This window comes from Vicingus serpentipes (genome assembly GCF_007993035.1).
GTDB classification, from domain to species: domain Bacteria; phylum Bacteroidota; class Bacteroidia; order Flavobacteriales_E; family Vicingaceae; genus Vicingus; species Vicingus serpentipes.
Genome location: NZ_VOOS01000003.1, coordinates 275,260 through 290,329, shown reverse-complemented (window position 1 = coordinate 290,329; position 15,070 = coordinate 275,260). Strand labels below are relative to the sequence as shown.

The window sequence follows — 15,070 nt, the reverse complement described above, 5'->3', positions numbered from 1 at the left end:
GATTGTACTTATGTTAAAAAAGTGTTATTTTTTAATTCAATAAAATGCAATATTAAAGAATAATATACATTTGACACAGTAAAAACAAAGGGCTTAGAGTTATAAACATGTTGTTGATAACTATTAACAATTGTTAATAATTTTAAAAAAAACTTGCATACATTAAAAAAAATGTTGTAAGTTTGTCCAAACTAAAAATTAAAACAAAAATTAAAAAAGTTTAACTAAAACAATTAAAAATGAAAAAAAGATTATTATTTGTTGCTGCTATCGTAGCTGCTTCGACAACTTTCGCTCAAGATGGTTTAACATCTAAAAAAGGTGAAGCTTATTTACCAGAAGCTGGTGATTGGTCTATTAGCGTTGATGCTCAACCATTATTAAACTACGTTGGTAACATGGCAAATGCTGGTACTAACGGAGCTGGTACTTTAAATGCAGCTTGGACTAATGGTTCAAACGCAATTACTGGTAAATACTTTAAAGATGAAAACACTGCTTACAGAGCAATGTTAAGAATTGGTTTTTCTAGCTCTACAGTTGGAACAGTTAACAACTACTTTGTTAACCCAAGTGATGTTGAAGATCAAGAATTTACTGATGAAGTAAAAGTATCTGGAAACAATGTAACTTTAGGTTTCGGTCTTGAGAAAAGAAGAGGAAACACTAGAATTCAAGGTGTATACGGAGCTATGATGAACATCGGTTTTGGTGGTGGAAAAACTACTAACACTTATGGTTTAGCATACAGTGATTCAGCTTTCGCTGCTAACCCTGGATTAGTTAATGGTAGAACTTTAGAAACTAAAGCTGGTTCAACTTTCCAATTAGGAATTGCTGGTTTCATTGGTGTTGAATGGTTCTTCGCTCCAAAAGTATCTTTAGGTGCTGAATATACTTGGGGTCTTGCAATGTCTTCTACAGGTGAAGGTGAAGTTACTTCTGAGTCATGGGGTCTTAACCCAGGTGAAGTTGCTACTAACCCTAACCACATTGTTACAAATACTGCTAAAACTGGAAAATCAAGTTCTTTCGGAATTGATACTGGTTTATCAGGAGCTAACATTTCTTTAAACTTCCACTTCTAAGAAGTAGAGTATAAGATATATTAAAAATCCCGACCAATGGTCGGGATTTTTTTTGCTTTAAATTATATAAATAGATTCATTTGAATAGATAATTACAACAGTCTTCTGAAAATAAAAAGAAAAAAATAATCACTTAAATTCTTAATAAACCTATCTATCATTAAAGATTTTTACTTCAATAATAATCTAACTAAAATTAAAATGGTTTTGAATTCATGAAAAAGTCAAGTCCTAAATGATGAGAATTACAATCATGAAACATAATAAGAATGTTATTTAAAAATCATAAAGGGATATTAGAGTACAAAAAAAGCATCTCAATGAGATGCTTTAAATATAATAAGAGTGTTATTAATTATTTACTTTCAAACAAACCGTGAAGTTCGGCATCAATACCATTAATTATTTTACCTAGATCTTCAGCCTTTTCTGAAAAGTTATTATTATCTACATCAACGATTAAAATTTTACCTTGGTCATAAGTAGATATCCAAGCTTCATAACGTTCATTTAAACGCTTTAAATAGTCTAAACGAATACTTTCTTCATAATCTCTTCCTCTCTTTTGTATTTGATTAACTAGTGTAGGGACAGAAGCTCTTAAGTAAATTAATAAATCTGGGGGTTGAATAAAAGTTTCTTGCAACTTAAATAAAGAAAAGTAAGTCTCAAAATCCCTTGTTGTCATTAAACCCATTGAGTGAAGGTTAGGTGCAAAAATATAAGCATCTTCGTACAATGTTCTATCTTGAATAGTTGCTTTACCACTTGCATTAATTTCTTGAATTTTACTAATTCTACTTGTCATATAATAAACCTGAAGGTTAAATGACCAACGTTGCATGTCGTTATAAAAATCATTCAAATATGGATTTTCATCAACATCTTCAAAATGAGTTTCCCAATTATAATGTTTTGCTAATAAAGTGGTTAATGTGGTTTTTCCAGAGCCTATATTTCCGGCAACAGCTACAAGCATATTTTTGATTTTTATTAAGGAATTAAAAATACAAAAAATTACAATGATTAAGGCCTAAAGCTCAATTTTATCAATAATTAATTGATTTTTTTTAGATAATATATAAATATTAGAGCCTTCAATTCTTACTGATTTTACATCATCATATTTCTCAGCCTGATATATACTTTTTTCAAGAGTAAAAAGATTATATATTTCTATTTGTTGATTGGCATTTACATATAAAATGTATTTCTGTTTTACCTGGAAAGCTTTTACATTATATATAGGTATTGTCTTCAAGTAAGTACCATAAATATCGAAAACTAATATGCCAGATTTTATATCACTTAAATATACTTTTTCATTAAATTCGAGTAAATAGTTAGGTTGTATGTTTTCACCTAACAAGTTTGAAAGGTTACTCGAAACGTTTATAACTTGTCTATTTTCAATTCGCGTTAATTGATATTTAATCGGATTATAAAACCAAACTCCATTATTATAAGATCTACAAACTAAAGATGTTTCTTCTAAATTTAAATCATTTAAATTCAGCACATCACCTCTTACAGACATAGCGTCATCTAATGTTAATATTTTAGTAAAGTCTCTAAAATAAATCAATACTTTTAATGGGTTGATAACATCTACACTAGAGATTTCACCTAAAATGTTATTACTGTATGTAAATAATAATTCCCCTTTTTTATTGTATTTTTTTACTTCCCGACTAGAAATATCATAAAAATTTCCAAACTGGTCAGTTGTGAACTGATTCCCATCCAATGATTTAGTTAAAATCTGATTAAAACCAGCCAACGATAAAAATAAAAGCGAAAAAGTAAAAAGAAGTGATTTTATCATATTCATAATTCTTACTAAAATTATACCATTTTTAGGATTTGGTCAACTATATTTCTATTGTTTGATAAACGAGGAACTTTATGTTGCCCACCTAACTTATTATTTTCTTTCATCCAAATATAAAATGTATTTTCAGGTAATGAAATTACTTCAGGAATAGTTAGAATTAAGTTTTTATATCGCTTTGCTTCATAATCAGAATTTAAGCTCTTTAATCCATTATCTAAAATTTCAATAAAATAGTCAAGATTAATTGGTTCATTTTCAAACTCAATTAGCCATTGATGCCTACCATTCTTCTTCCCATCAATATAGATAGGTGCAACAGTAAAATCTCTTATTGAACTCTCTGTTTTTTTACAAGCCATTGCTAATGCCATTTCTGCATTTTCAATAATCAATTCTTCGCCAAAAGCATTAATAAAATGTTTTGTACGACCTGTTACCTGAATTCTGAAGGGACTTAAAGATGTAAACTTTATTGTATCACCTACTCTATATCTCCATAATCCAGAGTTAGTTGAAATAACCACTTCATAATTTTTATTGAGTTTAACCTCTTCTAAAGAAAGTGTATCTGGCTGTTCTTCTTCTGTATTTTCTACTGGAATAAACTCATAAAAAATACCATAGTCCAACATTAATAACATTTCGTCACTATTATATTGATCTTGTAATCCAAAAAAACCTTCAGAAGCATTGTAATTTTCATAATAATTCAAATGATTACCACCAAGTAATTTATTAAACTGCGATTTATATGGTAAAAAATTTACACCTCCATGCATATACATTTCTAGATTTGGCCATACTTCTGAAATATTATTCGCTTTAGTAATTTCTAATATTTTTTGCATCAAAATCAAAGTCCATGAGGGTACACCTGAAATATTAGAAACATCTTCTTTTGCTGTAGAAATTGCCATTTTTTCTATTTTTTCTTCCCATTCGGCCATTAAAGCAACCTCCATATTAGGCACTCTTCTTTGCTCCACCCAAAACGGAAAATTTTTCATTATTATAGCAGATAAATCTCCCGTATAAGAACCACTATTAAGTTTATTTATTTGACTACTTCCTCCAACTACCAATACTTTCCCTAAAATTAATTTTGATTCGGGATGATTATTATGATAAATAGATAATAAATCTTTTCCGCCTTTATAATGACAATCAATTAATGCTTCTTTACTTACAGGAATAAATTTGCTTTTACCTGTAACTGTTCCTGAAGACTTTGCAAACCATTTTATTTCAGAAGGCCACAAAATGTTTTGTTCACCATCTTTTATTCTTAAAACATCTGTTTTTAAAGTCTCATAATCTTGTAATGGAACATTATTTTTAAAGTCATTATAAGTTTTAATATTGTTATAATCGTACTTTTTACCCCATTCTGTATTCTTTGCGGTTTTAATTAATTCTAACAATAAGTCATTCTGAACCTCAGTCGGATATTTAATAAACAACTCCATTTGATGAATTCGTTGTTTGATAATCCAAGAAAAAACTGAATTAATTATTTCCATTTGAGTTAAAGACTAAAAGAGTAAAGTTAAAAGTAAACTTGTAACTTTACGAACTTCAATAATATAAACTTTCTCTTTAATGATATATACTGGTCCTTTACGCAAAATGAACGCTCAATTAACGGAAGAAATTAGCTATAATTTACCGATTGGCGATAATTTAGTTTCCATGAATGAGCTAATTGGAAATGAAATTACACTAAAATATGAGCATCAAATTTTATGTAAAGAATGTGGTAGAGAAACAGTAAAGTCATTTAATCAAGGATTTTGCTACACTTGCTTTAAAAACTCACCTGCTGCTGCTGATTGGATAATTCACCCAGAATTATCGAAAGCTCATTTAGGCATTGAGGATAGAGATTTAGAATTTGAAAAATCAGTACAATTAAAACCTCATGTGGTTTATTTGTCATTAACAAGCGGAATTAAAGTTGGTATTACAAGAGGAACACAAGTTCCAACAAGATGGATTGACCAAGGAGCAGTAAAAGCAATTAAGTTAGCTGAAACTCCAAACCGTTATTTGGCAGGAATGATAGAAGTAAGTTTAAAAGAGCATATGGCTGACAAAACCAACTGGCGACAAATGTTAACCAATGTTTATCCTGATGTGGATTTAATAAGTGAAAAACATAAAGTAATGGAATTATTAGGTGATGAGTATTTACAATATGTTCCTAAAGAAGACCAGCCCATTATTTTAAATTACCCTGTACTAGAATACCCTGTAAAATTAAAAAGTATTGGCTTTGATAAAGTACCAGAATATACAGGAAAACTTACTGGTATTAAAGGACAGTATTTAATGTTTGCTAACGGAATTGTTTTAAATGTTAGAAAACATGAAGGATATGTTGTTAGCTTAGAATTTTGATTAATAATAATTATAGAAATAAAAAAGGAGCCAAATGGCTCCTTTTTTATTTCTATTTTAAATATCTAAAATCGTGATTGTTTTTAATGTTCTGAAGTGATTCGTAAATCAACTTAATTACATTTTCTACATCTTCTTTATGAACCATTTCTACAGTTGTATGCATATATTTTAAAGGTAAAGAAATTAAAGCCGAAGCTACCCCACCAGTTGCATAAGCAAACGCATCAGTATCTGTTCCTGTAGCTCTACTAGCTGCTGCACGTTGAAAAGGTATTTTTTTCTTGTCAGCTGTTGTTTGAATTAACTTTAATAAATTATTTTGAACAGCTGGTCCAACAGTTAACACAGGTCCTTTACCTGCTGCATTATCTCCACTTTCAATTTTATTCATCATTGGCGTTTGCGTATCATGGCATACATCCGTAACAATAGCAACATTTGGTTTTATATTTTGAACCATCATTTCAGCTCCTCTTAAGCCTACTTCTTCTTGTACAGAGTTTGTAATGTATAATCCAAATGGCAATTTCACTTTGTTTTCATGCAACAAACGAGCAACTTCTGCAATCATAAAACCACCAATTCTATTATCTAAAGCACGTCCCACATAATATTTATCATTCAGTACCATAAACTCATCTTCGTAAGTTATCACACATCCTACATGAATACCTAAAGCTTCAACTTCTTCTTTTGTAGTGCAACCACAATCTAAAAATATATTATCCAATTTAGGAGTTTCTTCAGCTGCTGCTTTTCTTACATGTATTGCTGGCCATCCAAATACTGCTTTTACAATTCCTTTATCCGTATGGATGTTTACTCTTTTGGAAGGTGCAATTTGATGATCTGAACCACCATTTCTTCTCAAGTAAATAAACCCTTGATCTGTAATATAATGAACAAACCAAGAAATTTCGTCTGCATGAGCTTCAATAACAACTTTATATTCTGCTTTAGGATTTATAATTGCTGCTACAGAGCCATAAGTATCAACCATATGATCATCAACAAAAGGTTTAATATAATTTAACCACATTTTTTGTCCCTCTGATTCAAAACCAGTAGGAGAAGGATTATTAATATAAGCCTCTAAAAACTTTAATGATTTAGCGTTTAATATTGATTTTTTTGCCATGTTTTTGTCTTTATTTTTTAGAAAGATGAAGTTAGTATTTTTTATTAAAAAAAGTACCTTTGGTAAAGATGAATATCGATAAAATTTACATGCTACGCTGCCTAGAGTTAGCAAAAAAAGGTTTAGGAAATGTTGCCCCGAATCCAATGGTAGGTTGTGTAATCGTTTATAAAAATAAAATTATAGGCGAAGGTTATCATCAAAAATATGGAGAAGCACATGCCGAAGTAAATGCAATTAATTCAGTAAAAAATAAAGAACTATTAAAAGATAGTACACTTTATGTTAATCTTGAACCTTGTGCACATTATGGCAAAACACCTCCGTGTGCAAACCTAATTGTTGAATACAAAATTCCAAAAGTTGTAATTGGTTGTGTTGATAGTTTTAGTAAAGTTTCTGGCAAAGGAATTGAAAAATTAAAATCGGTTGGAATTGAAGTGGTGATTGGTATATTAGAATTAGAAAGTTTAGCTTTAAACAAACGATTTTTTACTTTTCACAATAAAAAAAGACCCTATATAATTCTTAAATGGGCTGAAACCAAAGATGGATTTATTGATGTGGAAAGATCAAACAACTATCCTGATAATATCAAAATAGATAATTGGATTACAACTCCACTAAGTAAAAAGTTAGTTCATAAATGGAGAAGTGAAGAGGCTGCTATAATGATTGCAACAAATACAGCGATAAACGATAATCCTAAACTAAATGTTAGAGAATGGGCTGGTAAAAACCCTTTGCGCATCGTTCTAGATTTAAATAATCGTTTACCACAAAATTTAAACATATTTGACAAAAGTACTCCTACTCTATTTTTTACTACTTTAGAAAAGGAGAATCAACCAAATATTGAATTTTGTAAAATTGATTCTACTAATAATATTATAGACCAAATTTTAACCGAGCTCTATAATAAAAATATACAGTCTATTATTATTGAAGGTGGTAAACAACTACTTCAAACTTTTATTGATAATGATTTATGGGATGAAGCTAGAATTTTTATTGGACAAAAACAATTTGGTAATGGATTGAAAGCCCCTCTAGTTAATAAAATTGTAACAACTGAGCAAAAAATAAGTACGGATAAACTAAGCATTTATTATAATGATTGATATTGTACTTACTATCCTAGCGTTTAACATCTTAATCATAATTTTTAAGTTTTTTGACAAACTAAAAATTGACAATTTACAAGCGTTAATTGTTAATTACATCACGGCTGGATTTTGTGCCTTATTATTCACCAAACAATCTATTGTTGTAAGCGAAGTTTTACATTCTGACTTTATATACCATGCTATAGCAATTGGATTTTTATTTATTATTGTTTTTAATTTCTATGCAACTGGAACTCAAAAGGTAGGCATTGCAATAACTACAGTCGCCAATAAACTTTCGTTGTTTATTCCTGTTGCTGTCGCCATAATAATTTATCCTAATGAAAAAATAAGTTTATCGAAACTAATCGCTTTTGGATTAGCTGCAATTAGTATCTATTTGTCTTCAACAAAAAACAAGAAATTAAACTTTGATAAAAAATATTTGTGGCTTATTATACTTGTTTTTGTAGGACAAGGTGTTGCTGACTCTATTTTTAATCATGCTCAACAAACTGCTGTTAACGACAATGAAAAAACACTATTTTTTATTGTTTTGTTTATGATGGCAGGACTTTCTGGTCTAGTTATTCTTCTTTTCAAATCAATAAAATCAAAGCTAAAACTGTCTATTAAAAATGTAATTGGTGGTATAGCTCTAGGAATTCCAAATTATGCTTCTCTAGTATTTTTCTTTAATGCATTAGAAAGTTCTGGCTTAGAAGCTTCTCAAGTTTTTCCTGTTGTTAGTATGGGAGTTATTGTTATTTCAGCTATAGTTGGCAAATTACTTTTTAAAGAGCATTTGTCGTTATATAATTGGTTAGGATTAGGAATCGCTATCATAGCAATATTCATCATTACTTTTGCTTAGATGACTGATGCTTATTTTACTATAAAACAACCAAGCGAAGGAGTTTATAAAGAGAAAGGAAGTAAATTCATTGCTTTTGCATACCCTATTTATAATGAAGAAGAATTTAAAGAACATCTTACTCAACTAAAAAAAGACTATCATGATGCTCGTCATCATTGTTATGCTTTTAGACTAGGACTTACTGAAAATGAATATCGTTATAGTGATGACGGTGAACCAAACAACTCTGCAGGAAAACCTATCTATGGACAGTTATTATCTAGTAATATTACAAATGTTACAATTATAGTTATTCGCTATTTTGGTGGAACAAAACTTGGTGTTGGTGGATTAATAACTGCTTATAAAGAAGCTGCAAGAGATGCCATTAATAATGCTAAAATTGTAAAAAGAACAGTTAATCATTTCTATACGATTAAATTCGATTACGCGGCTATGAGTGATGTAATGAACTTTATAAAACTCCATAACCTAAACGTTACCAACCAAGTTTTTGAAAATAATTGCTCAATAGAATTTAATATAAGAACAAAAGAAGCTGAGCAAGTAATAACTGAATTTGAAAAAATTGAAAATGTGAAAATTGAGTTTTTGAGAACTATCTAAATCTCTTTATCTTTTGTATAATCAACTACTTCCACTCCTAAATATTCTGCTACTTTTTTAGTTACAACCTTTGCATCTTCATATTCCCCTTTAAAAACTAGGTGTTTAATTCTTGAATCTTTACAAATAAAAACCACAAACTTAAAGTCAGTAAAATCAGAAGTACATTTTTGATTTCCGTTTAATTTAGGGGAAACAACTGTTCTTGCAAAGCGAACTTTAGAAATAGCAACGTAATTAATTTCTTTAAAATTATTCCACTCACCAAGCTTAAATCCAAGAAACTTAGAATAGATTTTAAACTTACCTTCTTCTTTATCTACTAATAAGGTCTTTAATTCTAGCATTATTGACCAACTACAGGTGTCATTTGATAGTTTTCTACTTGAATATGTGTAGTAGTTTCACCTAAAGGAAGAGATACTTCACTAGTCTTTGATTCAAACCCTTCAGCGTTAATTAAAAGTGAATATTTTTGATTACCCGATAAGGTTATGAAATAGTTGCCCTCATCATCAGCATTTGTTTTTGCTACAACTTCACCTTTATCGTTTTTAAACTCAATTTCGCCTTGAACTGATTCATCCTTATTTGTCGATGAAATTCTTCCTTTTAAAATTGATAAGTTAACCTGAACACCTTTTAATAAATCATAGTTTGATAAATCTATTTTATAAATGTCTCTTTCACCCAACCCGTCTGTTCTTACGGTAGAATAGTGGCCAATTCTACCATCTGTACTTAATATAAAGTGAACATCATCATCAATAGTGTTAATTGGATAGCCTAAATTTTCTGGCTTAGACCATGTTCCGTCCATTTGTAATTTAGACATAAAAATATCATAACCTCCCATTGATAAATGACCTTTTGAACTAAAAAATAATGTTTTACCATCTGGATGAATAAATACTGAAATTTCATCTTTAGGAGTATTAATTATTGGTCCTAAATTTTTAGGTTCACCCCAAGTAGATTTAGTAATTTTTTCAACGACATATATATCACCTCTACCTTGAGCTCCATTTTTATTTCCTTCTCTTTCACTAACAAAATATAACTTGTTACCATCTGCAGATAAAGATGCTGAACTTTCAAAATATGAAGAGTTAATTGGCTTCTCCATATCTTTAGGGTTACCCCAAGAGCCAGAAGTTCGTTTTTTAGAAACAAAAATATCCCCTATATATATTTTACCATCATTGCGATAAATAAATATTTGAGAACCATCTGGAGAAATACTTAAACTAGCATCGTGTCCTTCTGTATTTAACTTTCCTTCGATTGGCTGTGCTTTTCCCCAATCACCTTTAGCTGAGTCCCATTCTGATAAATAAATATCTTCAAAATATTTATAATCACCAGCTTTATCAACCCCTCCACCTTTAGTATCAGAACGTCTAGAAGTAAATATTAACGTTTTTCCATCTGCAGAAATTGACGGAGAATAATCTCCTCCTCTTGAGTTAATATTTTTCCCTAAGTTGGTTATTTCAACTTTAACTGGTGAGTTAATCATTTTTTTAGCAAAGTCAACTTGGGTGAGCATAGTATTTACATCGTAAACTTCTCTATCCCTTTTCTTAGATTTTGGTAAATAAGTATTGAATGCCTCAGAAGCGTTATCTAACTGATTGTTTCTATGATAGGCAACACCCAATTGATAATATAATTCAGGAACAACATTTTCATCAATATTTTTAGCATTTTGAAGATACTCAACAGCTAAACTCCATTCTTTTAAATCAAGATAACATTCCCCCATTCTATAATTTACCATAGCATCGTTGGTAAACTCTTTTAACAACTCTCTATAAATTAATAACCCCCCTCTAATGTTGCCATTCAAATATTCATGACGAGCTTCGCTCATTTTCATTTTATAACCAATTTTACCGGTTGTTTTATCTTGGGCATTTAGTACAAATGAGTTAAGGCTTAAGATTAGGGAAAGTAGTAGCGTAAATTTATTTTTCATAAGGGTTGTAATTTCAATTTTAATAGTGTTTAATCTAATTGCATATTTTATGCCATTTTGATGAAACGAAACAAAAATAGCGAATAAGGTCTAAATATAAAAACTAATATTGAAAGGAAAAAAGAGTTTAATAAAAAGCTATTAATCAGTAATTTCTGTTAAATATTCTAAGAATAATTGAATAGACTTTCTTTTGTCATTATCTAAATTGTAATCAATATCCTCAGTTAAATATTTAAGCAAATCTTTTTCATGAACTTGATCATTATTTGCTAGTGAAATTGATTCTGGAATATGACTAACTCCAAAAGATAAAGCATTATTAAATTCTTCAATAAAACTTTTATCTAATTCTTTATTAGATACCCAACATGCAAAGGCAAATGGTAATTGAGTGAAGTTAAACCACTCTTCAGCTAAATCGTATTTGAACTTGTATTCTTTATTTAAATTAAAAGTTCTATCGCCAATAATTACACCTGCTGTTTTTCCTAATATGTGATTTTCATAACCTGCTTCAGAATTTTTCCATTTAGGTGCAATATTCCAATAGTTTTTAGCCAAAACCTTTGTTAGGTTTATTGATGTTCTAGATTGATAATCTAAATACACTTCTTCTATTTCATTAAGTGGGACATCGCTTAACAATAACACTGAATTTACTTTTCCTTTTGCTCCAATACAATAGTCTGAAACGATATGATAATCCTTTAAGTAAGGTAAAGTTGCTACTGGAACCAAGCCTAAATCTACATCTTTATTTATTAACTTTTGTGCACAAACAGAAGGAATATCTGATTGTAATTCAGTTTCGTTATTAAAAGCTGTTTTATTAATTCCGTATAAAAACGGCAACGTATTTAAGTAAGATACTAATGAGATTTTAATCTTCAATGGGTGTGTAGTTTTGAGCGTATGGATTATTTGACAAATCTACTATTTTATGAGTTGAAACTGTTGCCGCAATAACAGAAATAATCGCAACAAAACCGGCTAAGGTCGTTCCACAAAAAGGAATTAATAAAAAAATTGAAAAAACCATCCCATTTGCAATTGCCATTCCTTTATTAGCTCTCATAAATTGAACACTATCTTTTAATTTTATTCTTCGCCGTTCATTATTATAATCAATAAATGAAAATCCATAAAAGTAAGAGCTGATAAAGAATAAGAAAAAAGAACCTATTATACCTCCTATTAAAGGAATAAATAATCCTAAAATAAATATAATTATCATGTAAAATAATTCGATAAATAAGTTTCTTAATGCTAGTAAAACTCCACGAACAACATCTCTCATCATTTGATCTCCATCAAATTTATACTTATTTCCTGTTAAAATTTCTTCTGTTTTCTCAGATAAAAATGCAAAAACAGGTGAAAGGCAAATAACAACAATATAACCTCCAAAATATGCAAATACGAAGAAGAAAATAAACTTCATTAACACCCAAACAAAGCCACTTGCTATTCCTGATAAATAAGTAGAAATAGGCGTTAAATATTCTGCTCCATAAAAAGAATCTTTTTCAATCTTAGTAATATCTTCTAACCAATTTCCTACAAAATCAGTTAATGAACCAATACCTAACCAACCCAAAACTAAAAACAACAGATTTAGTATAATTGGAAAAATCATATACCAGATTAAGCCTTTAGAGAACAATAATTCTATTGCTTTACCATATGAACTTAATCCTATTCCGAAATTTTTAAACATAACAACTTCGTATTAAAAACTATATCAAATATACGTAATAAAACCCCCTTTTATTCTAGTTAAAAGGGTTACTTTTGTTTTTTTATAATTTTTTAAGAAATGAATTTATCTCCTTTAACAGCTATTTCTCCAATTGATGGAAGATATGGAAGAGTTACAAATAGTTTATCAGCTTACTTTTCAGAAGAAGCTTTAATTAAATATCGAGTAAGAGTAGAAATTGAATATTTTATCGCTTTATGTGAATTACCTTTACCACAACTAAAAGATTTTGATAAGAATCGTTTTTCTGATCTAAGAAACATTTACATCAATTTTTCTAACGAAGATGCTTTAGTAGTTAAAGAAACTGAAAAAGTAACCAACCACGATGTTAAAGCTGTTGAATATTTTATTAAAGATAAATTCGACAAATTAAATATTAACCCTGCATTTAAGGAATTTGTTCATTTTGGGTTAACTTCTCAAGACATCAATAACACTTCTGTACCTTTAACCTTGAAAGAGGCTTTAAATGATGTTTTTTATCCATTATTGGAGGAAGCATTAAATTTAATAAAACAAAAAGCAAACGATTGGAAAAACATTCCAATGTTAGCAAAAACTCACGGGCAACCTGCTTCTCCAACTAAATTGGGGAAAGAATTTTATGTTTTTGTTGAGCGTATCGAAAAACAATTAGCTCAAGTTAAAGCTGTCCCTTTTTCAGCAAAATTTGGTGGCGCAACTGGAAATTTAAATGCTCATCACGTTGCTTATCCAGAATACAATTGGATTGAATTTTCTAATAATTATGTAAACAAGAAATTAGGTTTAGATCGTTCTCAAACAACAACTCAAATTGAACATTACGATAATTTAGCCGCATTATTTGATGGTCTAAAAAGAATAAATAACATATTAATTGACTTAGATCGAGATGTTTGGACTTATGTCTCTATGGACTATTTTAAACAAAAAATTAAAGAAGGTGAAATAGGTTCATCTGCAATGCCACACAAGGTTAATCCAATCGATTTTGAAAATTCTGAAGGAAACTTAGGAATTGCAAATGCTATTTTTGAACACCTTTCGGCTAAACTTCCTATTTCTCGTTTGCAAAGAGATTTAACTGATTCTACTGTTTTAAGGAATGTTGGGGTACCTATCGGCCATTCTGTAATTGCTCTTGCTTCTTTAATAAAAGGATTAAATAAACTATTAATTAATGAAGATAAAATTGCTGCTGATTTAGAAAATAATTGGGCTGTAGTTGCAGAAGCTATTCAAACTGTATTAAGAAGAGAAAGTTACCCGAAACCATATGAAGCGCTAAAAGAATTAACAAGAACTAATTCTAAAATTACAGCTTCCTCTATTGCAGATTTTATTGAAACATTAAATGTAAACGATGAAATCAAAGCTGAATTAAAAAAAATCACTCCTTATAACTTTACAGGAGTAGAATTATTTTAATGAAAGTTTGTGGTTTTACCATAATTAGAAATGCTCTAAAATTTGACTATCCAGTAGTTGAATCTATTAACTCTATTCTACCTCTTTGTGATGAGTTTGTAGTCGCTGTCGGAAATTCTGATGATGATACACTTGAACTCATAAAAAGCATTAATTCACCTAAAATAAAAATTATTGAAACTATTTGGGACGATAATTTAAGAGTTGGAGGTAAAGTTTTAGCAGACGAAACAAATAAAGCTTTTGATGCAATTTCTGAAGATTTTGATTGGTGTTTTTATATCCAAAGTGACGAAATAGTACACGAAAAATATCACGCTGAAATTAAAAAACAATTGGAGCTTGAAGCTAATAATTCTTCAATTGATGGATTACTCTTTAAATACAAACATTTTTATGGCTCTTACGACTATGTTGGCATATCAAGAAAATGGTATAGACATGAAATCAGAATCATAAAAAACAATAAAAAAATACGTTCTTATAGAGATGCTCAAGGTTTTAGAATTAATAATCAAAAACTAAAAGTAAAAGCAATTGATGCTTATATTTATCACTATGGATGGGTTAAACACCCAGAACAGCAACAAGCCAAACAACAAAGTTTTAACAAAATGTGGCATGATGATAATTGGATGAAACAAAACATAAAAGATGTTGAGGAATTTGATTACACCGCAATAGATTTATTAGAAAAGTTTAATGAATCTCATCCATCCGTAATGAAAAATAGAATTGAAAAAATGAATTGGAATTTTAGTTTTGATCCTACAATTATTAGACTTCCGCTTAAGATAAAGATAACCCACTTTATAGAAAAATTAACTGGATATAGAATTGGTGAATATAAAAACTATCGTTTTTAGTA

At 29.4% G+C, this 15,070-nt stretch carries 15 protein-coding genes; 7 read left to right on the top strand and 8 right to left on the bottom strand.

All coding sequences use genetic code 11. From position 1 onward, the window contains the following. Positions 1–239 precede the first annotated feature (239 nt). Positions 240–1,088 (top strand): hypothetical protein, encoded by an 849-nt coding sequence (locus FRY74_RS07715; protein WP_147100216.1) that lies wholly within the window; start codon positions 240–242, stop codon positions 1,086–1,088. A 355-nt stretch (positions 1,089–1,443) separates the two neighbouring features. Here the strand turns inward: FRY74_RS07715 and FRY74_RS07710 are convergent, their stop codons facing one another. Genes FRY74_RS07710 through FRY74_RS07700 form a run of 3 tightly spaced genes read right to left on the bottom strand, consistent with a single transcriptional unit; the run spans position 1,444 to position 4,442 of the window. Then, positions 1,444–2,067 carry a deoxynucleoside kinase gene (locus FRY74_RS07710; RefSeq protein ID WP_147100214.1) on the bottom strand — a complete coding sequence of 208 codons (624 nt, stop codon included), beginning with the start codon at positions 2,065–2,067 and terminating at the stop codon, positions 1,444–1,446. A gap of 54 nt (positions 2,068–2,121) precedes the next feature. Further along, positions 2,122–2,913: a hypothetical protein gene (locus FRY74_RS07705; RefSeq protein ID WP_147100212.1), complete on the bottom strand. Its 792-nt coding sequence runs from the start codon at positions 2,911–2,913 to the stop codon at positions 2,122–2,124. A 20-nt stretch (positions 2,914–2,933) separates the two neighbouring features. Further along, on the bottom strand, positions 2,934–4,442 hold the full coding sequence (locus FRY74_RS07700; protein ID WP_147100210.1) for a GH3 auxin-responsive promoter family protein: 1,509 nt from the start codon (positions 4,440–4,442) through the stop codon (positions 2,934–2,936). Between the two features lie 79 nt (positions 4,443–4,521). On the opposite strand from FRY74_RS07700, the gene FRY74_RS07695 reads away from it, so the two are divergent. Beyond that, positions 4,522–5,319, top strand: coding sequence for a DUF2797 domain-containing protein (locus tag FRY74_RS07695; RefSeq protein ID WP_147100208.1), 798 nt, complete (start codon positions 4,522–4,524; stop codon positions 5,317–5,319). A 52-nt stretch (positions 5,320–5,371) separates the two neighbouring features. On the opposite strand, the gene FRY74_RS07690 is transcribed toward FRY74_RS07695, so the two are convergent. Then, positions 5,372–6,460: a M42 family metallopeptidase gene (locus FRY74_RS07690; RefSeq protein WP_147100206.1), complete on the bottom strand. Its 1,089-nt coding sequence runs from the start codon at positions 6,458–6,460 to the stop codon at positions 5,372–5,374. Positions 6,461–6,528: 68 nt separating this feature from the next. Between FRY74_RS07690 and ribD the strand changes: the two genes are divergently transcribed. The 3 genes from ribD to FRY74_RS07675 are packed head-to-tail and all read left to right on the top strand — an operon-like array spanning position 6,529 to position 9,049. Continuing rightward, the gene (ribD, locus tag FRY74_RS07685) at positions 6,529–7,581 is read left to right on the top strand and encodes a bifunctional diaminohydroxyphosphoribosylaminopyrimidine deaminase/5-amino-6-(5-phosphoribosylamino)uracil reductase RibD (RefSeq protein WP_147100204.1); all 1,053 of its coding nucleotides are present in this window, start codon (positions 6,529–6,531) and stop codon (positions 7,579–7,581) included. Then, on the top strand, positions 7,574–8,440 hold the full coding sequence (locus tag FRY74_RS07680; RefSeq protein WP_147100202.1) for an EamA/RhaT family transporter: 867 nt from the start codon (positions 7,574–7,576) through the stop codon (positions 8,438–8,440). Before ribD ends, FRY74_RS07680 begins: the two co-directional genes overlap by 8 nt. Continuing rightward, positions 8,441–9,049 carry a YigZ family protein gene (locus FRY74_RS07675; protein ID WP_147100200.1) on the top strand — a complete coding sequence of 203 codons (609 nt, stop codon included), beginning with the start codon at positions 8,441–8,443 and terminating at the stop codon, positions 9,047–9,049. On the opposite strand, the gene FRY74_RS07670 is transcribed toward FRY74_RS07675, so the two are convergent. The 4 genes from FRY74_RS07670 to FRY74_RS07655 all read right to left on the bottom strand — a co-directional run bounded on the left by FRY74_RS07670 (position 9,046) and on the right by FRY74_RS07655 (position 12,747). Next, a complete protein-coding gene (locus FRY74_RS07670; RefSeq protein WP_147100199.1) occupies positions 9,046–9,396 on the bottom strand; it encodes a hypothetical protein in 351 nt (116 codons plus the stop codon). The two genes, FRY74_RS07675 and FRY74_RS07670, sit on opposite strands and share 4 nt — an antisense overlap. Further along, complete coding sequence (locus tag FRY74_RS07665) at positions 9,396–11,027, bottom strand: tetratricopeptide repeat protein (RefSeq protein WP_147100197.1); 1,632 nt, start codon at positions 11,025–11,027, stop codon at positions 9,396–9,398. The genes FRY74_RS07670 and FRY74_RS07665 overlap by 1 nt, the downstream gene beginning before the upstream one ends. Before the next feature lie 141 nt (positions 11,028–11,168). After that, positions 11,169–11,921, bottom strand: a complete 753-nt coding sequence (locus FRY74_RS07660; protein ID WP_147100195.1) for a menaquinone biosynthetic enzyme MqnA/MqnD family protein — start codon at positions 11,919–11,921, stop codon at positions 11,169–11,171. Further along, complete coding sequence (locus FRY74_RS07655) at positions 11,911–12,747, bottom strand: EI24 domain-containing protein (protein WP_147100194.1); 837 nt, start codon at positions 12,745–12,747, stop codon at positions 11,911–11,913. Before FRY74_RS07655 ends, FRY74_RS07660 begins: the two co-directional genes overlap by 11 nt. A 99-nt stretch (positions 12,748–12,846) precedes the next feature. On the opposite strand from FRY74_RS07655, the gene purB reads away from it, so the two are divergent. Both purB and FRY74_RS07645 read left to right on the top strand, forming a co-directional pair. Then, a complete protein-coding gene (gene purB / locus FRY74_RS07650) occupies positions 12,847–14,202 on the top strand; it encodes an adenylosuccinate lyase (protein WP_147100192.1) in 1,356 nt (451 codons plus the stop codon). Continuing rightward, positions 14,202–15,068 carry a glycosyltransferase family protein gene (locus FRY74_RS07645; RefSeq protein ID WP_147100190.1) on the top strand — a complete coding sequence of 289 codons (867 nt, stop codon included), beginning with the start codon at positions 14,202–14,204 and terminating at the stop codon, positions 15,066–15,068. The genes purB and FRY74_RS07645 overlap by 1 nt, the downstream gene beginning before the upstream one ends. The last annotated feature ends 2 nt before the right edge of the window (positions 15,069–15,070 follow it).

Coding starts and splice junctions, on each gene's coding strand:
- FRY74_RS07715 (WP_147100216.1), top strand. CDS start 240: ATGAAAAAAAGATTATTATTTGTTGCTGCTATCGTAGCTGCTTCGACA.
- FRY74_RS07710 (WP_147100214.1), bottom strand. CDS start 2,067: ATGCTTGTAGCTGTTGCCGGAAATATAGGCTCTGGAAAAACCACATTA.
- FRY74_RS07705 (WP_147100212.1), bottom strand. CDS start 2,913: ATGATAAAATCACTTCTTTTTACTTTTTCGCTTTTATTTTTATCGTTG.
- FRY74_RS07700 (WP_147100210.1), bottom strand. CDS start 4,442: ATGGAAATAATTAATTCAGTTTTTTCTTGGATTATCAAACAACGAATT.
- FRY74_RS07695 (WP_147100208.1), top strand. CDS start 4,522: ATGATATATACTGGTCCTTTACGCAAAATGAACGCTCAATTAACGGAA.
- FRY74_RS07690 (WP_147100206.1), bottom strand. CDS start 6,460: ATGGCAAAAAAATCAATATTAAACGCTAAATCATTAAAGTTTTTAGAG.
- ribD (WP_147100204.1), top strand. CDS start 6,529: ATGAATATCGATAAAATTTACATGCTACGCTGCCTAGAGTTAGCAAAA.
- FRY74_RS07680 (WP_147100202.1), top strand. CDS start 7,574: ATGATTGATATTGTACTTACTATCCTAGCGTTTAACATCTTAATCATA.
- FRY74_RS07675 (WP_147100200.1), top strand. CDS start 8,441: ATGACTGATGCTTATTTTACTATAAAACAACCAAGCGAAGGAGTTTAT.
- FRY74_RS07670 (WP_147100199.1), bottom strand. CDS start 9,396: ATGCTAGAATTAAAGACCTTATTAGTAGATAAAGAAGAAGGTAAGTTT.
- FRY74_RS07665 (WP_147100197.1), bottom strand. CDS start 11,027: ATGAAAAATAAATTTACGCTACTACTTTCCCTAATCTTAAGCCTTAAC.
- FRY74_RS07655 (WP_147100194.1), bottom strand. CDS start 12,747: ATGTTTAAAAATTTCGGAATAGGATTAAGTTCATATGGTAAAGCAATA.
- purB (WP_147100192.1), top strand. CDS start 12,847: ATGAATTTATCTCCTTTAACAGCTATTTCTCCAATTGATGGAAGATAT.
- FRY74_RS07645 (WP_147100190.1), top strand. CDS start 14,202: ATGAAAGTTTGTGGTTTTACCATAATTAGAAATGCTCTAAAATTTGAC.